At 56.7% G+C, this 20,812-nt stretch carries 17 protein-coding genes and 4 pseudogenes; 18 read left to right on the forward strand and 3 right to left on the reverse strand.

Features of this window, described 5'->3' with window-relative positions:
* Positions 1 to 152 precede the first annotated feature (152 nt).
* On the forward strand, positions 153 to 1,157 hold the full coding sequence (locus tag GNP00_RS04970; RefSeq protein WP_041545054.1) for a DJ-1/PfpI family protein: 1,005 nt from the start codon (positions 153 to 155) through the stop codon (positions 1,155 to 1,157).
* 117 nt (positions 1,158 to 1,274) lie between these two features.
* Here GNP00_RS04970 and GNP00_RS04975 read toward each other — a convergent pair whose 3' ends face one another.
* On the reverse strand, positions 1,275 to 2,297 hold the full coding sequence (locus GNP00_RS04975; protein ID WP_011579916.1) for an alpha/beta hydrolase: 1,023 nt from the start codon (positions 2,295 to 2,297) through the stop codon (positions 1,275 to 1,277).
* A gap of 98 nt (positions 2,298 to 2,395) precedes the next feature.
* Here GNP00_RS04975 and GNP00_RS23810 point away from each other — a divergent pair, with 98 nt between their 5' ends.
* The 4 genes and pseudogenes from GNP00_RS23810 to GNP00_RS04995 all read left to right on the forward strand — a co-directional run bounded on the left by GNP00_RS23810 (position 2,396) and on the right by GNP00_RS04995 (position 4,677).
* Positions 2,396 to 2,758 carry a LysR family transcriptional regulator gene (locus tag GNP00_RS23810; protein ID WP_083764414.1) on the forward strand — a complete coding sequence of 121 codons (363 nt, stop codon included), beginning with the start codon at positions 2,396 to 2,398 and terminating at the stop codon, positions 2,756 to 2,758.
* A pseudogene (locus GNP00_RS04985) lies at positions 2,667 to 3,284 on the forward strand (LysR substrate-binding domain-containing protein); the annotation flags it as partial. The gene GNP00_RS23810 and the pseudogene GNP00_RS04985, both read left to right, overlap by 92 nt.
* 416 nt (positions 3,285 to 3,700) lie before the next feature.
* Positions 3,701 to 4,209: pseudogene (locus tag GNP00_RS04990) on the forward strand (nucleotidyl transferase AbiEii/AbiGii toxin family protein); the annotation flags it as partial.
* A 123-nt stretch (positions 4,210 to 4,332) separates the two neighbouring features.
* Positions 4,333 to 4,677: an integrase arm-type DNA-binding domain-containing protein gene (locus GNP00_RS04995; RefSeq protein WP_011579914.1), complete on the forward strand. Its 345-nt coding sequence runs from the start codon at positions 4,333 to 4,335 to the stop codon at positions 4,675 to 4,677.
* On the opposite strand, the gene GNP00_RS05000 is transcribed toward GNP00_RS04995, so the two are convergent.
* Positions 4,651 to 5,841, reverse strand: coding sequence for a GNAT family N-acetyltransferase (locus tag GNP00_RS05000; RefSeq protein ID WP_011579913.1), 1,191 nt, complete (start codon positions 5,839 to 5,841; stop codon positions 4,651 to 4,653). The two genes, GNP00_RS04995 and GNP00_RS05000, sit on opposite strands and share 27 nt — an antisense overlap.
* Positions 5,842 to 5,970: 129 nt before the next feature.
* Here GNP00_RS05000 and GNP00_RS05005 point away from each other — a divergent pair, with 129 nt between their 5' ends.
* The 13 genes and pseudogenes from GNP00_RS05005 to GNP00_RS05065 form a co-directional block, all read left to right on the forward strand.
* Positions 5,971 to 7,278, forward strand: a complete 1,308-nt coding sequence (locus GNP00_RS05005; protein ID WP_011579912.1) for an NAD(P)/FAD-dependent oxidoreductase — start codon at positions 5,971 to 5,973, stop codon at positions 7,276 to 7,278.
* A 25-nt stretch (positions 7,279 to 7,303) separates the two neighbouring features.
* Entirely contained in the window at positions 7,304 to 8,818 is a 1,515-nt protein-coding gene (locus tag GNP00_RS05010; RefSeq protein ID WP_011579911.1) for an aldehyde dehydrogenase, read from the forward strand.
* Positions 8,815 to 9,294, forward strand: a complete 480-nt coding sequence (locus tag GNP00_RS05015) for a GNAT family N-acetyltransferase (protein WP_011579910.1) — start codon at positions 8,815 to 8,817, stop codon at positions 9,292 to 9,294. Before GNP00_RS05010 ends, GNP00_RS05015 begins: the two co-directional genes overlap by 4 nt.
* 12 nt (positions 9,295 to 9,306) lie before the next feature.
* Complete coding sequence (argH, locus tag GNP00_RS05020; RefSeq protein ID WP_011579909.1) at positions 9,307 to 10,815, forward strand: argininosuccinate lyase; 1,509 nt, start codon at positions 9,307 to 9,309, stop codon at positions 10,813 to 10,815.
* Positions 10,816 to 10,899: 84 nt separating this feature from the next.
* Positions 10,900 to 12,510, forward strand: a complete 1,611-nt coding sequence (locus GNP00_RS05025; protein WP_166015746.1) for an ABC transporter substrate-binding protein — start codon at positions 10,900 to 10,902, stop codon at positions 12,508 to 12,510.
* A gap of 9 nt (positions 12,511 to 12,519) precedes the next feature.
* Positions 12,520 to 13,488 carry an ABC transporter permease gene (locus GNP00_RS05030; RefSeq protein ID WP_011579907.1) on the forward strand — a complete coding sequence of 323 codons (969 nt, stop codon included), beginning with the start codon at positions 12,520 to 12,522 and terminating at the stop codon, positions 13,486 to 13,488.
* Complete coding sequence (locus GNP00_RS05035; RefSeq protein WP_011579906.1) at positions 13,485 to 14,339, forward strand: ABC transporter permease; 855 nt, start codon at positions 13,485 to 13,487, stop codon at positions 14,337 to 14,339. The genes GNP00_RS05030 and GNP00_RS05035 overlap by 4 nt, the downstream gene beginning before the upstream one ends.
* A gap of 7 nt (positions 14,340 to 14,346) precedes the next feature.
* Complete coding sequence (locus GNP00_RS05040) at positions 14,347 to 15,975, forward strand: dipeptide ABC transporter ATP-binding protein (RefSeq protein WP_011579905.1); 1,629 nt, start codon at positions 14,347 to 14,349, stop codon at positions 15,973 to 15,975.
* Positions 15,976 to 16,345: 370 nt separating this feature from the next.
* Positions 16,346 to 17,542, forward strand: a complete 1,197-nt coding sequence (locus GNP00_RS05045; protein ID WP_011579904.1) for a nickel/cobalt efflux transporter — start codon at positions 16,346 to 16,348, stop codon at positions 17,540 to 17,542.
* Between the two features lie 113 nt (positions 17,543 to 17,655).
* Positions 17,656 to 17,946 carry a metal-sensing transcriptional repressor gene (locus GNP00_RS05050; protein WP_011579903.1) on the forward strand — a complete coding sequence of 97 codons (291 nt, stop codon included), beginning with the start codon at positions 17,656 to 17,658 and terminating at the stop codon, positions 17,944 to 17,946.
* Positions 17,947 to 18,006: 60 nt separating this feature from the next.
* Positions 18,007 to 18,705: a DedA family protein gene (locus tag GNP00_RS05055; protein WP_011579902.1), complete on the forward strand. Its 699-nt coding sequence runs from the start codon at positions 18,007 to 18,009 to the stop codon at positions 18,703 to 18,705.
* A gap of 85 nt (positions 18,706 to 18,790) precedes the next feature.
* Positions 18,791 to 19,438, forward strand: a complete 648-nt coding sequence (locus GNP00_RS05060) for a hypothetical protein (protein ID WP_011579901.1) — start codon at positions 18,791 to 18,793, stop codon at positions 19,436 to 19,438.
* Positions 19,439 to 19,735: 297 nt separating this feature from the next.
* Positions 19,736 to 19,975, forward strand: a pseudogene (locus tag GNP00_RS05065) (TrbG/VirB9 family P-type conjugative transfer protein); the annotation flags it as partial.
* A 2-nt stretch (positions 19,976 to 19,977) separates the two neighbouring features.
* Here the strand turns inward: GNP00_RS05065 and GNP00_RS05070 are convergent.
* Positions 19,978 to 20,775, reverse strand: a pseudogene (locus tag GNP00_RS05070) (tyrosine-type recombinase/integrase); the annotation flags it as partial.
* Positions 20,776 to 20,812: the final 37 nt, after the last annotated feature.

Here is a 20,812-nt window from a genome sequence, read left to right on the forward strand (position 1 = left end):
GTTGGGGGTAGTGCCTCAACTCACACTGCGCGAGAATGACATAGGAGATGCACTTTTCTGCCAAAGGCTGAAAGTCGGCGGTGAGAGCTTGACAGGCAGTTCGCGCAAAATAAGGATTGGCCAGAAAGTTGCTGAACCGAGAGTTTTCTGCCGTGCCAGGTCCGATCTCCCCGATCGACGTTCTTTTTCTAGCTTATCCTGGCGTCTCCATGCTTGATCTCATCGGGCCGATGGAGGCACTCCAAGGAGTGGCGCTGCACCAGTCCAATCCGGCGGGATACCGGTGCACTGTCGCTTCTATGACAGGCGGTCCTGTTCAGACATTCAACGGCCTCAGCATCGACACTGTAGAGGTGGGTGCGTTGAAAACGCCCTACCGCACCGTTGTTGTCCCAGGCGCTATTCAGCCCGATCTGATTATCGGCAACACGGCCTTGGTTGAATGGCTGCGAGAAAACGCCGGCAGAGCGGATCGGGTGTGTTCGATCTGCGCGGGCAGCTTCATACTGGCCGAAGCCGGGCTCCTGCGTGGCCGCCGTGCAACCACGCACTGGTTTCATTGTGATCGTTTGAGCAGGGATTACGAAGACATCACCGTCGACGCCGACGCAATCTTCGTGCGAGACGGACGCGTTTGGACTTCGGCAGGAGTCACCACCGGCATCGACCTCGCGCTCGCGCTCATAGAGGAGGATTTCGGGCGCGACCTGGCAATGTTCGTAGCGCGGTTGCTGGTCGTCTATCTTCGACGCACTGGCGGGCAGTCTCAATTCAGCGCCATGCTTGCCGCCCAAACCTCTTGCTCAACCGACCGGTTCGCTGACCTTGAGCGCTGGATGCTGGAGAACCCGACTGAGGATCTCCGCGTTGAGCGGCTTGCCGCGCGCGCTGGCATGAGCCCGCGCAACTTTGCGCGGCGATATAGTGATATGCGAAAGGCAACGCCCGCTCGTGCCGTCGAGGCAATTCGCGTCGAGGCGGCTCGCCGCATTCTGGAAGAACACGATTTGAGGCTGATCGAGGTCGCAAACCGCTGTGGCTTCAGTGATGAGGCACATCTACGCAAGGCTTTTCATCGGCAGTTAGGCATTTCGCCCAACGATTATCGCCAGCGCTTTGCAATTGGCGAGAGAACGCTGGCTGGCGTCCAGCAGTGAGCCCGAGCCTCTAACGGTAAGCCATATGTCAGCGTCAAGGCCCCGCGTCGCAGAATGGAATGCCGGGGCGCGAACGTCCCGGCATGAATTGCTAGTGAGTCTTTCGCAGAAACCTGATCACGCGAGATGATTACCGAAGTGACGGGCGACGGCATCTGTCGCTTCCGACACCTTCGCGCCGTCGTAGAACTCGAAATGAAGACCGTCGGTCCAGTGAAGCATTTTGGGTCCCTGCAACAGATCGTAGGCTTTGCGTGCCTGGTCCGGTAGCGCGCAGCCATCGGAGTGGACGATCAGCGTGGGCGCCGTCACCCGCTCGGCTTCGCTGATGGGATCGAAGTCGAGCCAGGGCTCCCATGACATGACGGCGAAGGCGTTTGTCCATTCGGCGATACCGCCGCCGCGCGACGTATCCATGTAGTATTCCATCGGTCCGACATGGGAGGCGCTCTGGTCGGTGTTGTGGTAGGCGAGGATCATTCGGTTCTGGCCCGTGCGCTCGTACTCTGCGCGGGCTTCACGGCCCGCCGCACGGCGCTGCTCAACCCCTTCCGGACCGCCATAGAGCAATGGCGTGATCGACGGCTCTGCAAGATGGCTGGCGACGGACGCAATTGCCGCAACTCTTTTGTCGCGGGCGCCGGCATAGAGCACCGTGCCGCCCGAGGTGCAGACGCCGAGGAGGCCGATGCCGTCCGGGCGCACGTCCTCGCGTGAAGCAAGATAGGTGACCGCAGCTGCCAGATCATCGGCCTTGCTGTTCGGGTCCTCGTATTGTCGGGCACCGCCGCCGCTCTCGCCGTAGTGACGGTAGTCGATCGACAGGGTGAGATACCCGCGGCTGGCCATTTCGGCCGCGTAAATGCCGCCCATCATCTCCTTGACGGCTGTGAGCGAACCACCGACGACCACTGCTGGGTAGCGCACACCTGCGCGGTAGTCCGTGGGCAGGTAGAGGTTGCCGACAACGAAGCTGTCGCCCGCCGTAAAACGGACCTTCTGAATCGCGCTTTCGGCGGCGCTGGCCGAAGGGGCCGCTTTGGCGAAGCCGGAAAGCCCCAGTGTGGCAATGGATGCGGCTGCAATCGCCGACTGTCCGAGGAAGGCACGCCGGGAGGGACGAAGAAGGGAAGAAGTCATTGTAGGTCTCCTTGGGTTTGCGTCCAGAAGAGACTGCCACTTCCCAGCATGCGGAAAAATCGGCTATGTTCTACTGAGTTATTCGGAAATTCCTTATAATGAGACTGGATCAGCTCAGTGGCGTTATCGCCTTCCTGAAAGTTGCGGAGACGAAGAGTTTCACCCGCGCGGCGGTCGAGCTCGGCGTCACTCCACCCTCGCTGAGTGAGGCGGTGAAGGGATTGGAAGAACGGCTCGGCATTAGGCTGCTGAACCGCACGACCCGTAGTGTCGGTCTGACAGAGGCCGGCGCGGCCTACCTGGAACGGGTCCGCCCGGCAGCGGAGGACGGCCGGAACCGCCCTTGCCGACACCAGAGACCGCCCCGCGGGCGTGCTGCGCCTCAGCTTGCCCTGGATCGTCGGGCCGCTCCTGATAGAGCCGTTGATGGGCCGCTTCCTCGACTCCTATCCCGACATTAGGCTCGATCTCGTCTTCAATGACGGCCTTGTGGATATCGCGGCAGAAGGGTTCGACGCTGGAGTTCGCATCGGCGAGCTGCTGGAGAAGGACATGATCGCCGTTCGGATCGGAGGACCGATGCGCATGGCAGTCCTGGCGAGCCCAACCTATCTCGCCGAGTTTGGCATGCCGCAGCGGCCAGCCGACCTCGCCCGTCACCGCTGCATAGCCTACCGCTTCGCATCGACCCGCGCGATCTCATCGTGGGATCTTATCGAAAATGGCCGCGAGATCGCATTCACACCAGATCCGCGCCTCAGCGCAAATACAATGCCGCTCGTCGTCGAGGCGGCTGCGCAAGGTGTTGGACTCGCCTACACTATCGAGCATCTCGCCAGGCGACGCTTGGAGGAAGGCAGCCTGCTCAAGGTTTTGGAGCCGTTCCTACCCGCTTTGGATCCGCTTCACCTCTATTATCCCAGTCGCCGGCTCATTCCCACCAAGCTCAGGGCGTTCATCGATTTTCTCCGCGCAGAGGAGAAGTGATTACGAGGATTCGCGACCACGACAAGCAAGCGGACTACCGGTGCGCGCCACTCGTGGTCTGAGTCCTGGGTCATTCCCACTCGACTGTCCAAACCACATCTAAGTCTTTGAAATCGCAGTCAAATTTTCCTCTAACGTCGGAAATACCGACGCGCAGGTCGCCAAAAAGTTACTATCTTGATTTTAAAGGGAAATCGCCCGAAAAATTTTTTGAGGGTTCAGCGACCATCGACGTCGATCGCCTGTTTCGACCTCTGGCAGGCACTTCTGCCGGGCGCTTGTGAGGCCATAAAATACCCGTCATCCACCGATGGTCAAGCGTCAGCCGACCGATACAAATCCTCGACTGCAGGGCTATGCCAGTTCGATCCCGCTTATCAGATCACCGTGCCGAAAGAGCTGGGCGAGGCACGCTGATGGCTTTTGCTGATGCCTACCGCAACCAGGTCGCACTCCTGATCCGCACGCTACCTTCCGTCGCAGCGGAAGAGTGTTTCGCGATGAAGGGCGGCACGGCTATCAATCACTTTATCCGCGACCTGCCTCGGCTCTCGGTGGATATCGACCTCACCTATCTGCCTGTTCAGGATCGTGCGACCTCGCTAACCGCGATCGATGTGGCGATGCTGCGCATCGCCGAGCGCATCACTAAAGTCGTCCGTGGCGTCCACGTCGCACCTTCGCGCTCGCGTGAGAATGTCGTCACCAAGCTCGTAGTCCGGAGCGACGGTGCGCTGATCAAGATCGAGGTCACGCCGGTCCTGCGGGGCTGCGTGTTCGAGCCGGGGATGCGTCCAGTCTCATCCAGTGTCGAAGACGAGTTCGGCTTTGCGGAAATGCGGATCGTCTCCTTCGCCGATCTCTATGCTGGGAAGATTGTGCCGCACTCGACCGGCAGCATCCACGCGATCTCTTCGACGATCGTATTGTTTACTAGTAATTTGCGCGACACGTAGGGAACTGGCGTAGAAACACCACCTAATCCTGTGCGAGTCTAAAACCGGCTGGATTTTCGACCTCAGACGTCTAGACTCGCAGGAAATACGCCATGGCCGACCTCCTTAACGACAGAGCGATCAGCGACCTCGAACCACCTGGTTCAGGCCAGTACCGCGCACGCGATACACAGCTGAAGGGCTTCCATGTCGTGGTCGCGAGGCGGAGGAAGATCTTCGCAGTCCATGGCGATCTGCGAAGAAACGGCAAGCGCGTCGCATCGATCTCTGTCCGTATAGGTGACGCAGTATCGATCTCCACTCGCGAGGCACGCGCGACCGCGAAGACGTATCTCGCTCAGATCTCGAAGGGTGAGCATCCTTCCCGAGGATATCACGGCACACGCAGACGAGATCGCTCTGACGCAGGATTATTGGTGGATGTACTCGAGCATTGAACTGTATGGCGTGAAGCCAACCCGCATCCAGAACACCCTGCCGCCAGGATTGTTTTCGATCACCTCGAGAACAACACGTTCGCCTTCCTGGAATCTGGCGGCAGCTAGTGCATCGAACGCTGCCTTTCCAAAATTGTCTCGCCGATAGTGGCGCACAATGTAGAACTGCTTCAGAAATACGCACTGACGGTTGGGATTGGTGGGGTCATTGTCGCGGCGATGTGTGGCGTAGCCAACAATCTCGTCGCCGACCTTAAATAGATCGACACTCCAACCCTCTTTGTTTACAAAGTGGCGGAATCGCTCCTCCATTTGCGCTACCGTCATTGGATTGCGGTGACCTTCATCGTCAGCCAATTCGCGATTCATCCGCGCCAAAAGCGGGTAGTCTTTCGCCGAGTGCCTGCTGATTATGATCTTGCCCGTGAACCGGGTCTCTTGGGGACCGTCGACTCCCCTGGGCGAAACCGACGATCCTGTATTGCTTCCATGGGGGGCCAGGTATTGCAGGACGACATCGCGCTCGCCAGTAATATGGCTACGCAGAGCGTCGACCACATGTTGTGCGTTCCGACTCCGCAATGCGCGTAGGATCGCCGCATGGTCCAACGCCGCGGCTCTCAGCTGCTCGGGGTTCGGGCTCATCATCAGGTGCACCAATCGCAGTTCGGTCGCCAGTCTCTTGAAGGTTTCAGTGATCCTATCGTTCTTGCCGGCACGGCAAAGTGCTGTATGAAATGCGGCATCGGATTCCATCATTCGACTGCGTGAATTCGAGAGTGCGGCCGTTTCAGTGTCGCGCATTGCAACTTCGATGGCGTTCAGATCGCTGGGCGTCGCCAATCGTACAGCTTCGAGCGCTGCGGTGGATTCGAGAATCTCACGCAAGCTGTAGATGTCGGCAACCTCTCTCTGGCTGAACTTCTTCACGTATGAGCCACGGAAGGCATGCGTTTCCAGGAGACCCATCTCCTCCAGCTGCCTTGCCGCCTCACGCACGGGGCCCCTGCTGACCTCGAGGCGCCCAGCGATCTCCATCTCGTTCAGTTTGTCTCCCGGCTTCAGTTCCCCGTTCAAAATTATGTTTGAGATCTGCTCTCGGACGGTTTCGGCCAACGGCCGCCGCTTCACACTCAAATCTGTCCCCTTGCCTTCAATTTTCATGGCGATCCACTCCCTTCAGCCATTTATGCGCTACGCCGTAATTTTGCAAAGTTTTTATTGTTGACAATTTAACGACTTCGAACCAAGCTCTCTCCATCGGCACCAAGACCGACGAAGTGCAGGGGACAAATGCAGCGCGACATATTCAAGAGCGAGTTCAAGGAGGAGCCTTACTGGTGGGATTTGGCACGGCCATTCTCATCGGTCGCGAGCCTCCCGGCGCGCAGCGACCTCGTTATAGTCGGAGCCGGGCTTTGTGGGCTCAGCGCCGCTTTGCGCGCCTTGGAGCTGGGCGTCCGTCCGCTCGTGCTTGATGTCGGCTTCATAGGCGGCGAGGCCAGCTCGCGCAGCGGCGCTATGGTTTCAAGTGGACAGAAATTTCTGATCAGCGGCGCGGCTCAGTCACTAGGAAGCGAAATTGTCAACGAACTAATAAACGTGCATGCCGATGCGTTTCGCTATGTGCGAACCTTGGCGACGAAGGGTGGAGTGGAAGGGCAGTTTCGAACTTCCGGAAGGCTCTTTCTTGCTGCTGTACCAGAGCACTTCCAACGCTTCGCGCAGTACGCAGAGATACTGAATGAAATTGCGCAAGTCACCGCGCGGACGGTTTGCAAACAGGATCTCCGTTCTGAACTGGCAAGCCAGCGGTATTACGGCGGCCTGTTGGTAGAGGAATTCGGCGGTCTGCATCCCTCGCTCTTCGCCTGCAACCTCGCGCGGGAAGTTCAGCGGAAAGGTGCAGAACTTCGTTCGCATACTCGGGTGCTGGCCGTGAAAGCCCGCGGGTCGGAATTTATCGTCGAGACCGACGCGGGGTCGGTGCGGGCTGGGCAGGTACTGTTCGCCACTAACGGCTACACCGACAATGCAATGCGCCTTGTCCGGCGTCGCATCGCGCCTGTCGGCTCATTCATGATCGCGACCGAAGAATTGGGTACCGACCAGGTTGCCGCGGCGATGCCCGGGCTTCGCATGTATTCAGACACGAAGCGTAATCTTTGGTTCTTCCGGCCGTCGCCCGATGGGAAGCGAATACTATTCGGCGGACGGCCTGGAATTCTGCCTCGCGCTCCTCGCCAGGCGGCAATTAAACTACACCAATACATGTCCTTGGTTTTTCCGTCATTGCATGATGTGAAGATCACCCACGCCTGGACGGGGACCATCGCGATGACACGGCGGCAGGTCCAGCACATCGGTCAAAGAAAGGGAATCTGGTTCGCCGTCGGCTGCAACGGCAGCGGCGTCGCCATCATGCCATGGGTTGGCCGGCTGGCGGTCGAGCGAATGCTTGGCACGCGGACGGAGTCGACGGTTTTCGAACGAATCGCCTTCGATGTAATGCCGACCATTGAAGGCAAACCATGGTTTGTTCCGTTCGCGGCTGGATGGTTCGGCTTAAACGATTGGATCGATCGCATGCGGCATGCGTGAAAGCAGAAACATCGGAGGCAAAGCAATGGCTGACATAACAGATACGAACAGAGACGAATGGAAGGCAGCCGCCCAGAAAGCCTCCATCGAAGGCCGAGCCTTTATAGGTGGCAGATATATTGACGCGGCGGACGGAGACAGCTTCGATTGCATAAATCCTGCAACCGGGCGGGTTCTTGGGAAGATTGCCTCTTGCAAATCTACCGACATCGACCTGGCCGTGAGATCAGCAAGACGCGCCTTTGATGGCGGCGCCTGGTCCTGCTGTGATCCGAGCGAACGTCGGAAGGTTCTCATTCGGCTTGCCGATCTCATCGAAGCAGCGAGGGACGAACTCGCGCTGCTTGAGACTCTAGATACCGGAAAGCTCATCAGGGATTCCGTAACCCTGGATATTCCTTCTTCGGCGGCCGTTTTTCGCTTTTATGGGGAAGCCTGCGACAAGCTGCTTCACGAGGTGGTTCCAGTAGGCCCTTATGCCTTTGCCTCGATTACAAAAGAGCCTGTCGGCGTAGTCGGCGCTGTGATCCCCTGGAATTTTCCCTTGAAGATGGCAGCATGGAAATGCGCGCCTGCTCTCGCCGTAGGCAACAGCGTGGTGCTGAAACCGGCAGAACAATCACCCTTAACGGCGTTAAAACTGGCCCAGCTCGCGGTAGAGGCGGGAGTTCCGGAAGGCGTTTTCAATGTCGTCCCGGGCTTTGGCCCGGAAGCCGGAGCTGCGATTGGACTTCATTCAGGAATTGATTGCGTAGGCTTCACGGGCTCGACTGAAATTGGAAAACGATTTCTCGCCTATGCCGGGCAGTCAAACATGAAGCGTGTCTGGCTGGAGTGCGGTGGAAAAAGTGCCTGCATCGTATTTCCGGACGCAAAAAATCTCGAGGCGGCTGCGAAAGCCGCGGCGCTGGGCATTTTTTTCAATCAGGGCGAAGTCTGTTCGGCGACGTCGCGATTGTTCGTTCATCGAGACCTGCTCGACGATTTTACAACCCTGTTAGTAGAAGCGAGCAATTCCTTCAAACCCGGCGATCCGCTGGAAGTCAGTTCCGGCATGGGTTCGATGATCAGTGAAGAGCAGACGACAAGGGTCATGTCGTATATCGAAAAGGGCAAGGAGGAGGCAGACCTGATCGCCGGTGGCAGTCGGGTTCTCCAGGAGACCGGAGGGTATTTCATCGAGCCCACGATCTTCCGGAATGTGGATCCGCGAAGCGTAATCGCATGCGAAGAAATCTTCGGCCCCGTCTTGTCCATCATTCCTTTCGGGTCGGAGTCTGAGGCTGTGGAGCTGGCGAATGCGTCAATCTACGGGCTGGGCGCTTCCGTTTGGACAGGCGATCTTGATCGCGCGTTCCGCCTTTCGCGCAGACTGCATGCGGGCAGTATCAGCATAAACGCGGTCGACCATGTTGATTTACGGACGCCGTTCGGAGGCGTGAAGCAATCTGGAAACGGCCGGGATCTTTCGCTCCATGCGCTCGACAAATATTGCGACTTAAAGACGACGTGGATGGCCGTTCAAGGGAGTGCCGCATGACCCTCCATCCTGAAATACGCGTTCGACCGGCCACTAGGGCCGACCTGAAACTTGTAGCGCGGATGAACAAGGAACTTATCGAAGATGAGGGCCATCGAAATCCGATGACTGTCGATCAGTTGGAGCAAAGAGCTGCCGGGTTCATGGATGAATCCGGGTGGAGGATCGATCTATTCGAGCAGGCGGGGAGCGTTGTTGGATATGCAACCTGGAAACTCGAGGACGACAACACGGAACCGAGCGGAAAGCGCGTCTATCTCCGGCAATTCTATGTGGCGCGCGAATCGAGGGGCGGCGGAGTTGGACGGCAGGCTCTTAACGCATTGATGGGTCGCGAATTTCCGGCCGACACGCGGGTGCTCCTCGAAGTGATGCAGTCGAATCCCGGCGGGCAGCAATTCTGGAGCAGGATGGGATTTGCTCCCTATTCCCACCTCCTGGAAAGCAGGTCCGTGAACTCACCCAGAAGCAAATAGAGAGAGCAATCGATGAACATTAATGTCCCGGATGCCACCCGGATCGGCCGCGCCACGGGAGCAAAAGCGCCTGAGTTCCAAGAGCTATATGACTTCGACGCGGCAGCGCTGACCCTTACGAGCGCGGTCTTTCCCTACGACAGTCAAATACATCGTGCGCATGTCGTGATGCTGACGGAACAGGGAATTCTCACTGTAGAGGAATCAGCAACCATTCTCAGTGGACTGGCCCAGGTGGACGAGCTCGCCGCCACTGATGGGTCATTGCGCACCTATCTTCCTTACGAGGCTGCGTTGAAGCGAACAATCGGCTCGGTTGCGGGAAAAATGCATATCGGACGAAGCCGTAACGATCTCGCAAATGCCGGAAAGCGGATGTTTCTGCGCGATCAGCTCTTGCGCACTATTGAGGCGGTGATCGGCTATCGCGAAGCGGTTGTGCACAAGGCGGCCGACCATCTCGATACGGTGATGGTAGTATATACTCAGCGCAAGGAGGCGCAGCCTATTACGCTCGGCCATTATCTCATGGCGATAAGCGAAAATCTTGCGAAGAACCTCGACAGATATCGCGAACTATATGCGCGCATCAACCTGTGCCCGTTGGGAGCGGCTGCCACCGCCGGCACAGGCTGGCCGTTGAACCGCGACCGCACGTCAGCTCTGCTGGGTTTTGATGGGTTGGTCGTGAATTCGATCGAGGGCGTCGCGGGCTGGGACCACGTCGCGGAGCATGCCTTTGTCAATGCCGTCTTCCTGAGCGGCCTCAGCCGTCTGGCTTCGGAAATCCAGCTCTGGTCCACTGACGAATATCAAGTAGCGGAACTGGATGCGTCATTCGCAGGCACGAGCAGCATCATGCCGCAGAAGAAGAATCCAGACTCGCTGGAACGCAGCCGAAAAGCGGCATTTGCAGCGATGGGTCCGCTTGTAGGTATCCTCACCTCGCTAAATGCCATCGAATATCAATATAGCGCTGCCCGCGTTGAGTTGGAACCACGCTCCATCGACGCCTTGATCGCCGCAACGCACGCGATGACAGGGGTAGTGCGGACACTGCATCCTAACAAGGAACGCATGCGGCAATACGCTGCAGAAAACTATTCGACCATGACCGACCTCACCGACATGCTCGTTAGACGCGTGGGAATCGACTATCGCGAAGCGCACGAGATAGTGGCTCATGTCGTGATCACAGCCATCGAAAAAGGCATCAAGGCAAACAAAATTGGTCTCGATCTGGTCCAGGAGGCGGCAGTTGCCCAGACCGGCGCGGGAATAAATGTGAGTGCCGACGACATCAAGGACGCGCTCGACCCGTGGCAGAACGTCCTACGGCGCGAAGGCAAGGGAATGCCGGCCCCGATGTCCGTGAAGGCCAGCATCGATGATGCAATGGCGGAACTTCACAAAGATCGTGCATGGCTCGCAAATGCGACGCAAGCTCTTGCGAACGCAAAGCAAACACTGGCGGACAGCGTGCAGCAGATCATCCAAACCGACAGAAAATACCTGCGCTGAGGCTGATGGATGATCGGTCACTTCAAGGAGAAAAAAGGTCTAGTTATCCAATGAGTTAGAATAACTAAAAACAGGGGATTCGCAATGCGCATTCAAATGGGAATGAAAGCAAAGGCGGCGTTCATAACTATCGGGGCAATAATTACCGTCGCCAACAGCCTAAGCAACGCCTCCGCTCAGACGAGCGGAGGAGATCTGGTCACCGTAATGCGGGCGGATCCAAAAGGTCTTATACCTGCATTTCCCCACGGAGGTGACGCTCGGATCATCGCAGCAAAGATCTTTGAGGGCCTGATATCCTACAGCACGGATTTAAGGCCGCTCCCAGGGCTCGCCAAGAGCTGGGAAATCTCGAGCGATGGCTTGACCTATACGTTCAAACTCCAAAACGGCGTGCATTGGAACGATGGCAAGGAGTTCTCGTCGGCCGACGTCCTATTCAGTCTGAACGAAATGCTTCCCGCCACCAATGCGGCGGCGAAGCAGGCGCTTGAAGAGGTGAAATCCATTGAGGCGCCCGACGCGGAAACGGTCGTGATCACCCTCAAGCGGCGCGTGCCCTACTTCCTTATGCTCTTCCCGGGCCAACAGATGCCCATCATGCCTAAGCATATCTATGAGGGCACCGACTACATAAAGAATCCAGCGAATCTAATGCCAATCGGCACGGGTCCATTCGAGTTGGTCGAATGGAAGCGTGGTTCCTACGTTCGTCTTGAGAAGAACGAGAATTACTGGAAGAAGCCGGAACCCTACCTGGATTCAATCACCTATCGGATCATGCCGGATGCATCTTCGCGCGCGATCGCCCTGGAAAGTGGCGATGTCAATGTCGCGACGTCGGGAGAATTGAGCAGTTCGGACATTGCGCGCTTCAAGACATCCGGCGAGTTTCGGATGGATTCCAAAGGTTGGGAATATTTCGCCAGCCAGGCGCTTCTGGTCATCAATGTGCGGAACCACGTTCTACAGGATGCCCGGTTCAGACAGGCACTCTCCTATGCACTCGACAAGAGATTCATCCTAGATCACGTGTGGAACGGCACCGGTGCAATTTCGACCGGGCCCGTTAGCCACTCTATCCCGTTCTATACCGATAAAATTTCGAGCTACAGCTTCGACCCCAAGAAAGCGAGCGCCTTGCTCGACGAGATTGGGTTGAGGGCAGGTGCCGACGACAAGAGGCTCGATGCCCAAGGCAATCCGATTACTGTTAAACTGCTGATATTGCCCGGAGAACCTTATGGCAGGTTGGCGGAGTATATTAGGGAGGCGTGGCGCGGCATTGGCATCGCCACGGATCTGCAGGCAGTCGACCTAGGCAACTGGTATGACCGCATGGCCAACTGGAACTTCGATGTCGCCATCGCAAATCTAGGCCAATTTGCCGATCCCGGGATCGGAGCTAGGAGCTACTATCATTCGGGCAACATCAAAAAAGGTGTGATGTTCTCGAACATGGGCGGCTACAAGAACGGGGATGTCGACGCACTGTTTGATCAGGCTTCACTCGAGATGGATCCTGAACGCCGCGGCGAGATCTATCACCAGATCCAGCAGAAGATCGTCACTGATGCTCCCGCAATCTGGTTAATTGACCTCGAGCGCTTCACCGTCAGCCAAAAGAATGTTCACAACCTGGTGACGGACGCGTTCGGACCATGGGGTTCATGGGCAAGCGCCTACATTGAATAGTGATCAGCTATGCAGTTTCTCGGTTACGTCTCCTGGCGCCTGCTGAAGGCTGCCGCTTTGCTGGTGGCCGTGATATCCTTGAATTTCCTGTTGATCAGGATGGTTCCTGGAGATCCCGCGACCGTTATTGCCGGTGAAAGCGGCATGGCCGACGCGGATTTCGTAGCACGAATCCGTGAAATATATGGGTTGGACCAGCCTTTGCTGGTCCAACTGAAAACCTACCTCGTGAATACGCTTTCTCTGGATTTCGGCCATTCGTATCGCCTCCAGACGGATGTACTTGCGCTGATCATCGAACGGCTTCCGGCAACGATCGCCCTAACTGGCGCCGCATTCATATTCTCATTGGTGGTGGGGGTGAGTCTTGGCGTGATCGCGGGTTCGCGCCCAGGCAGCAAAGTGGACGTCGCCATCCAGTTCGTATCCGTCGCGCTTTATTCCGTTCCTGTGTTCTGGATCGGCTTGATGTTGATACTCGTGTTCTCGCTGAAGCTACATTGGCTTCCAGCATCAGGTACGGGATTTGAATACGGACAAATCCCCGGTGTGCTGGAATTTCTGAGTCACCTGCTGTTGCCGATGATCACGCTGTCGCTGTTCTACATCGCCGTCTACATTCGGCTTGCGCGCACCTCAGTCGTCGACGTAACGCATCAGGATTTTGTCAGGACCGCGAAGTCGAAGGGCCTCCCTTCGGCGTTCATTCTGCGCAAGCACGTGCTCCCGAACGCCATATTGCCGGTAGTCACCATGGCTGCGCTTCAGGCGGGGCACCTCGTCAGTGGATCGATAGCCGTCGAAACGATCTTCGCTTGGCCAGGCATCGGGAGACTTGGCTACGAGGCACTCGTTCAGCGCGACTATAACATGCTGTTGGGTGTGTTCCTGGTCACGGCAACCATGGTCGTTCTGCTGAATCTCGTCGCTGACGTTCTGTATGTTGTCGTTGATCCAAGAATAGAGCTGGTGCGATGAGGTATTTTTATTCGGTTCCCAGGAGTGTGCTTACCTTTTGCGGTTTTAATTGGCAGATCGCAAATGGCGCGGGCATCATCGCCCTATTGGCGCTGGTTGCATTTGGCGCATCACCAATCTCGCCTTACGGGGCGTGGGAGATTGCGGGCACTCCATGTCTTCCACCGCTTTCGCCGGAACATCTGCTCGGCACCGATATGCTGGGTCGCGACGTCCTTTCCGGCGTGATCTACGGTGCTCAATCGTCGTTGCTGGTCGGACTCGCTTCAGCAGGCGCGGCAATTGTCTTGGGAATCGTTGTAGGCGCATTTGCCGGCTACTATGGCGGAATCGTCGACGATATTTTGATGAGGTTCACCGAGTTCCTGCAAACTATGCCAGGCTTGGCACTCGCGCTTGTTTTGGTCGCCGTTCTTGGGCCATCGATCTGGTCCGTCGTGATCGCCATCACAATTGTGAGCTGGGCACCGGTCGCCCGTTTGATCCGTGCTGAATTCTTATCGCTGCGCGGTCGGGAATTCGTTCTGGCTGCAATCGTGCTCGGTCAGCGAAACACAAAAATCATTCTTTCCCAAATGCTACCGAATGCGCTCGGGCCAATTGTGTCTACGGCATCCCTGAAGGTGTCGAGCGCCATACTGACAGAGTCGACGATAAGCTTTCTCGGGCTCGGCGACACGACTAGAATGTCGTGGGGCATGATGATCGGTAACGCGCAGGGGCAACTCCGGGAAGCATGGTGGATGAGCGTTTTTCCGGGGGTTGCGCTGTTTGTGACCATACTCGGACTTACGCTTCTCTCTGACGGAATTGCGCGCTCAGGTAGTGCACGCAAGCAAAGCATGCTGTGAGGACAAAGTGCTCGAGATAGAAAAGCTTAGCATCGTTCTTCCTTCCGGCGCCGACAGGGCTCTCGCGATTAAGGACGTTTCGTTCAGCGTGAAGTCCGGTTCAACGCTTTGTCTTGTGGGCGAATCCGGGTCGGGGAAATCGGTTATCGGACAAGCCGTTGCAGGGCTCCTACCGCAAACCCTTCACTGTTTGAAACAGAGTTCCATACGCCTTGGCGGCCGAAACTTGCTGTCGCTAGACGAATGTGCGTGGCGCCGTATTCGAGGGCGGGAAATCGGAATGGTGTTTCAGGAGCCGATGACTGCCTTGAATCCGCTGATGCCAGTCGGGCAGCAGATTGCTGAAGTTTACCGGTCACACGGCTTGCGCCTCAGGAAGGCGGAAGTCCGGGACCGGGTTGAAGGTTTGCTCGAGCGTGTCGGGATAAAGGACCCGGCCCGCATCTCGAAATCCTACACGTTCCGCATGTCAGGCGGTCAGAGGCAGCGTGCTATGATAGCCATGGCCGTGGCAATGAAGCCCAAGGTGCTTATTGCCGATGAGCCGACCACAGCGCTCGATGTGACGACGCAAAGACAGGTTCTTGACTTGTTGGCCGACTTTCAGGCTGAAACCCGAATGGCACTCATATTCATCACGCATGATTTTGGGATCGTGGCGGATATTGCCGACGAAGTCGCTGTCATGGAAAGCGGAAACCTTGTCGAGTTCGGCTCGAAGGAAGATGTTTTGGCTCGCGCGCAGCACCGCTACACTCGAAAATTGCTCGCAGCTGTTCCGCGCCTTCATGAGCATAAGGCTTCGGTTGCCGAGCGATCGACACCGGTGCTCGAAGTGCGCGGCTTGAGCAAAACGTATGGAGTGGCAACGAGCATCTTCAGAAGGCAGGACATGAGGGTCCTGAACGATGTCAATTTCAAGGTTTGCAAAGGCGAGGTTGTCGCGCTTGTAGGGGAGTCCGGATCCGGCAAATCAACAATTGCAAAATGCCTGACGCGTCTCACGTCGATAGACACCGGTTCGATCCGTCTTGACGGGGCAGATATGCTGAGCCTCAAAGGAGAGGCCCTAATGAAACTGCGCCGCAAGGTGCAGATCGTATTCCAAGATCCGTACGGATCTCTGAATCCTCGCCAGAAGATCGTGGATGCGGTATCGGCCGGACCAATTGCGCAGGGGGTTGCGTCACGCGAAGCCCGTGAACTCGCGGAGCACCTGCTCACGATTGTCGGTCTGGGACGAAATGCACTCGACCGTTATCCTCATGAGTTCTCCGGCGGGCAACGTCAGCGCATTGGTATCGCCAGGGCTCTCGCCGCGAAGCCGGAGGTTCTTATTGCGGACGAAGCTGTCTCTGCTCTCGATGTTACGGTTCAAGCGCAGATTTTGCGACTTCTTGCGGACCTAAGGGATCGACTTGGACTCACCATGCTTTTTATCACGCACGACCTGCGCGTCGCCGGTCAAGTGAGCGATCGCATAATCGTCTTGAAGGCTGGGAATGTAGTTGAAGAGGGTCCCACTCAAGCAATATTCACCAAGCCATCAAATCAGTACACTTACTCTCTTCTGCAGGCAATTCCCGGAATCTCATCAAACGAGTCCGCGTTGGTTCGGAATAAGTGCGTGTGCTAAGAAGATAATAGATAATATAAGAAGACCTTTGATCGTAATGTGTGCCTGATGGGCCGTATCGGTTCACCGGGATGATTTATCTGTTGCGCCAAGTATTTGGGACGACTCTATCGTCATCGCGATTTTCTTCCACTACCAATTTAATTTTCAGAGACGATAAGAAATATCCTCTTGATCCCATCCCCCCTCATAGGATATAAATGGGTCGAATTTGACGTAGGAAGGCATCACTTCAACGCAGAGAGCAGGCTCTCTGCGCAGCGGCATTCTTTTGAATTCTCGCGGACGAGGGGATCCGTCTGCTGGCGCCGTTCAAAAATTTCAGTGTGCCGCTGTCTATGTGGCGTTCTGAGCAGATTGGAGAGAGGATATGGAATCTTTCAGTTCACTTCTTGCCCAGGGAGGCAGTTCGGCTTGGCTATTCATTCCTAGTGCGATCCTGTTGGGCGCGCTGCATGGTCTGGAGCCCGGTCATTCAAAGACGATGATGGCAGCGTTCATTGTAGCGGTCAGGGGAACCGTCGTGCAGGCTGTCTTGCTCGGACTGGCCGCTACGGTGTCTCACACGCTGGTGGTTTGGGGTATCGCGTTAGGCGGCATGTATCTCTTCTCAAATCTGGACGCTGAGGTCGCCGAGCCTTACTTCCAGTTGGTTTCAGCAATCATAATCATAGGTGTCGCCGCCTGGATGTTCCGCCAGACCTGGAGGGAGCGGGTAGCTGCAAAGCAGTATGAGCGCGACGTCGCGCGGTGGGAGAAGACACGCGACAAATCCGTGATCACGCAAAAAGTTGATACCGGACACGGGTTCATGTCCATGGAGATCACTCCGCAGAAGCCAGCGTTCTGGCGCCTGAAGGTCGTGAGTGGTGATAAGTGGCTTGCCGATGACGTGATCGTTACCACCGAGCGGCCAGACGGATCGAAGCAGAAGTTCACCTTCGTCGACCGTGACGGTTACATGGAATCGATCGAAACGATTGCGGAGCCATATAATTTCACCGCGCGCCTGAGCCTGGATCATGGCGACCATGAGCATGATTACGATCTGGCATTCCAGCAGGAATCGACCGCTGTTTCCAAGGATGATTCCGGATTGAACCTGCAGACGGAGGGGTACCAGGACGCTCATGCCCTCTCGCACGCCAATGATATCCGCAAGCGTTTCGCAAACCGGCAGGTTACGACCTGGCAGATCATCCTGTTCGGTCTTACCGGCGGTCTCATTCCCTGTCCCGCTGCGATCACCGTTCTCCTGCTGTGTCTCCAGCTTGAGAAGCTATCGCTCGGCGCGGTTCTTGTTCTCTGCTTCTCAATCGGATTGGCAATCACATTGGTCGTGGTCGGAGCAGTGGCTGCGGTCGGCGTCAGGAAGGCGACCCAGAAGTTCAGCTGGCTTTCGACGGCGGCCGCGAGAGCACCATATTTTTCCAGCGCACTGATCGTGCTGGTCGGGCTCTACATGGGCTATCACGGCATCGAAGGAATTATGAACCCGCACCATGAGGAGGAGGCGGCCTTGAGCAGGACGAATCCCGTTGTCGAACGGGTGCAGTCTTCAATGTGATCTCCTCCAGCCTGGAAAGCGCGGTCATGGGGATTTCGCCATTGTAAGGAATTTCGTATGAGAACAGTGTTTGGTGAACTGACCAAAAACCGAAAACTGGATGCTGCGCTAATATGAAAAAACGTTCCGATGGCCACACCATCCATCATCATCACGAAACGATCGCCAAGAGGTTGAAGCGTGCCAATGGACATTTGAGGATGGTAGTCGAAATGCTGGAGGATGGGCGGGAATGCCTAGATATCGCCCAACAACTGTTCGCTGTTGAAAAGGCGATCACCCAGGCCAAGAAGACCCTCATCCAGGATCATCTCGATCATTGCCTCGAAGAGGTGGTCGGAACGCTTCCTAGAGAGGAACGTAGGCCGATCGACGAGTTCAAGGCGATCACCAAGTATCTTTAAAATGTTCGCTGTCTCAATGACAGGTGCGTAGATCATCATCCCCTCCTACAGGAAGTGATAATGGATCAGCTTATCGAGTATGCGGTGCTCTTTATCGAACACAATTCGGTCTATGCGACGGTGGCAGCGTTTCTGATCGCATTTGGAGAGTCGCTCTTCATAATCGGATTCGCCATACCAGCCACCGCTCTGATGATAATCCTCGGAGGGCTAATTGGCAGCGGGACCATTGAAGCCGGGCCGATCGTCGGTTCCGCAATTTTAGGTGCGATCCTAGGAGACGCCGTTTCGTACTGGCTGGGACGTAAGCTGGGTTGGCAATTCGCCTACAGGTGGCCGTTGAAGAAATATCGAAACGGCACTGCGCGCACACGACTCTTCTTCAGGAAATACGGGCTGGCGTCCATCTTCCTTGGCCGCTTCCTTGGACCGATACGTTCCACCGTTCCGCTCCTGGCCGGCATGATGGTGATGAGTCATTTCCGCTTCCAAATTGCGAATGTTTTGTCTGCGATCGCGTGGAGCATCTGCATGCTGATCCCCGGCTGGATAGCCGGACAGAGCGCTGCTGAATTTGAAGACGGCACATATCTGGAGCGTGGAATGATCATCGCTGCGGTCAGCCTTGCGATCGTGTTCGTGTCCGGAGTTGTCGCGAAGCGAATATTTCGGCCCTCCCATGATGAGGTGAGATCCAGGCGCGCAAGAGTACACGGCTGCTGCGGAGGCGCGCATGCCTCGTGCTCGCATCATCATTAATGTGTCGTGAGCTATCCCCTCCAACAGGATTGGTTCAAGCGCATCAACTGTCCAACGCGATACACAGCTTGAAAGGAGAACTGGAATGCAAGACAAGCCATTCATTGACATGGGACATGGTCAGTTGGTCAATGTCATCGACAAGGGTTCCGGCCAATGGGAAATCGTTTTCAGCGAGGAGGGGAACTCAAGCTACTCTGCGCCTCCCGTCGCTGAAATCGGGGTAGACGCAATCGACATCGCCGGCAAGGTCACCCCACTTCAGGTATCGGAGGGACCGAATCCTTCAACTGTGATTGCTAGTGGCGATACAGCCAACGCCTATCGTGTACGCGTGCGAGTGTGGCACGATACGCATTTCCATACGCGCGAAGCATTTCTGCGCGGCTCGCGGCCAATCGAAGCGACGAAGGGTCCAAACGGCGGCACGGTAGCCGTGTTCAACGATGGGCTGCAGGTTGAAGTGCGTTCGCTGGAGCCGAGTAAATGGGAACTGATCTTCCTGAACGAGAACAAGCCGACCTCACCGCTGCCCGCAGATCAGGTGGTGGTTCAGGCGATCGGACCCATTACGGAAAACTCACAGGTTAGAAATCTGGCGATAACGCCGTCTTCCGAAGGAAACTCGTTGATCGCGGAAGGAAAAATCCGGGATGCGACGTACGCGCGCGTTTCCATCGGTGCTTCCGAGCAACCAATGGTGCGCAGCATTCCACTCATTCCAGCCGCCTGAAATCCCCTCCCACTATGCTGGCCGTTCGCTCTCCGGTTACTTCCGGGGAGCGAACTGTTCGTGCATCATTTCAATATCGTCATGACACGTGGGTGCGCCCAAAAAAACGCGCAACTTGGAAAGGCTGGCAAGTTTTGCGCTTGACACAGTGATGGGGCACCCGCTGGTGACGTGTCGTCATTGGGTCCCGGTTTAAAGTTATGGTTCGATGGGCTGTCCGTGGTCTTCGAGAAAGTCGAGGAACTCGTCACTTGGCTTCCGCCAATCAGGTCTTCGATAGTTAAACGTCCCCCCCGAATCGCGCTCGAACCGGGTGGAAGCTTGACCGGCGCTGGACCCATCGCCGCCGGCGACACCGTCCGCTGGATCATCGGCGACACCGAGAGCGGCAGCGGCGCCACACGGCGCGTCCATGTGCTGGTCAAGCCGACCCGCACCGACATCACCATCAACCTCGTCATCACCACGGATCGCCGCACTTACCTTATCGACTGCGCTTCGGCGAAAGCCCCCTACATGCCGGCAGTCGCCTGGGCTGTCGACCGCTTCATCCTCTCCTTCGGTATCGTCCAGACAGCATTCTCAAAATCCACCTCGTCCCAGACCGCATCCTGGAGTTCGCTCTTTCGCACCATTGTCAGCAGGAACAATTTCATACACAGCCGAATGGTCGGCAGCGTCGGTACATGCTCAAGCTGCCTCAGCATGATCCGGATTTCGGTCGGGGAGAGCGCCCGATCCCTCGGCGCGAACATCGCGATCGCGGCGGGTCCAACCTCATCCGCTGGGTTGGGCACCTTCTCTCCATGCAGAATCCGAAGCCGTAGATCTGCTTCAGGATGTCCCGAACATGGATCGCTGTGGCCGGGGCGCCGCGCTCGACGATCTTGGCACAGTGCGCTCGCAGATCGTCCGGCGTGATTTCCGTAAAGGCGATTGCGCCAGACAGGGAGCAGCTCACGCTCGAAGATGGCGCGCGCGCATGCTCTGGTGCTGTCTGCCATCGGGGCATTCACCAGCCATTTCTCGCCGAACTCGCCGAAGCTCTTGGCCTCCTTCAGGCGGCGCTTCTCGCGCTGCTTCTCGATCGCCGGTGAACGTCCCTCTCTGATCGCCCGCCTTGCATCCAGGCACAGCTCCCGCGCCCGCGCGAGAGAGATGCCATCACGCCCATACTTGCCGAGATAGACCGTTTCCCGTCGGCCATGCAGCCGGTATTCCAGCCGGAAAGATGTGGCTCCTGATGGCATGACGCAGACATACATGCCGTCGCGATCCGCGACCTTGTATATTTTGTCTTTTGGTTTTAGCGCCTGGAGCGCGGCATCCGTCAGCATTGCCGTATCACCTCCGAAAAACTACCGTAACGCGGGT

Source organism: Chelativorans multitrophicus, assembly GCF_011317445.1.
In the GTDB taxonomy this organism is placed as follows: Bacteria; Pseudomonadota; Alphaproteobacteria; order Rhizobiales; family Rhizobiaceae; genus Chelativorans; species Chelativorans multitrophicus.

What these genes read in the sequence shown, in the direction of transcription:
- GNP00_RS04975 (WP_011579916.1), bottom strand. Translation starts at nt 2,297, where the DNA reads ATGACTTCTTCCCTTCTTCGTCCCTCCCGGCGTGCCTTCCTCGGACAG.
- GNP00_RS23810 (WP_083764414.1), top strand. Translation starts at nt 2,396, where the DNA reads ATGAGACTGGATCAGCTCAGTGGCGTTATCGCCTTCCTGAAAGTTGCG.
- GNP00_RS04995 (WP_011579914.1), top strand. Translation starts at nt 4,333, where the DNA reads ATGGCCGACCTCCTTAACGACAGAGCGATCAGCGACCTCGAACCACCT.
- GNP00_RS05000 (WP_011579913.1), bottom strand. Translation starts at nt 5,841, where the DNA reads ATGAAAATTGAAGGCAAGGGGACAGATTTGAGTGTGAAGCGGCGGCCG.
- GNP00_RS05005 (WP_011579912.1), top strand. Translation starts at nt 5,971, where the DNA reads ATGCAGCGCGACATATTCAAGAGCGAGTTCAAGGAGGAGCCTTACTGG.
- GNP00_RS05010 (WP_011579911.1), top strand. Translation starts at nt 7,304, where the DNA reads ATGGCTGACATAACAGATACGAACAGAGACGAATGGAAGGCAGCCGCC.
- GNP00_RS05015 (WP_011579910.1), top strand. Translation starts at nt 8,815, where the DNA reads ATGACCCTCCATCCTGAAATACGCGTTCGACCGGCCACTAGGGCCGAC.
- argH (WP_011579909.1), top strand. Translation starts at nt 9,307, where the DNA reads ATGAACATTAATGTCCCGGATGCCACCCGGATCGGCCGCGCCACGGGA.
- GNP00_RS05025 (WP_166015746.1), top strand. Translation starts at nt 10,900, where the DNA reads ATGCGCATTCAAATGGGAATGAAAGCAAAGGCGGCGTTCATAACTATC.
- GNP00_RS05030 (WP_011579907.1), top strand. Translation starts at nt 12,520, where the DNA reads ATGCAGTTTCTCGGTTACGTCTCCTGGCGCCTGCTGAAGGCTGCCGCT.
- GNP00_RS05035 (WP_011579906.1), top strand. Translation starts at nt 13,485, where the DNA reads ATGAGGTATTTTTATTCGGTTCCCAGGAGTGTGCTTACCTTTTGCGGT.
- GNP00_RS05045 (WP_011579904.1), top strand. Translation starts at nt 16,346, where the DNA reads ATGGAATCTTTCAGTTCACTTCTTGCCCAGGGAGGCAGTTCGGCTTGG.
- GNP00_RS05050 (WP_011579903.1), top strand. Translation starts at nt 17,656, where the DNA reads ATGAAAAAACGTTCCGATGGCCACACCATCCATCATCATCACGAAACG.
- GNP00_RS05055 (WP_011579902.1), top strand. Translation starts at nt 18,007, where the DNA reads ATGGATCAGCTTATCGAGTATGCGGTGCTCTTTATCGAACACAATTCG.
- GNP00_RS05060 (WP_011579901.1), top strand. Translation starts at nt 18,791, where the DNA reads ATGCAAGACAAGCCATTCATTGACATGGGACATGGTCAGTTGGTCAAT.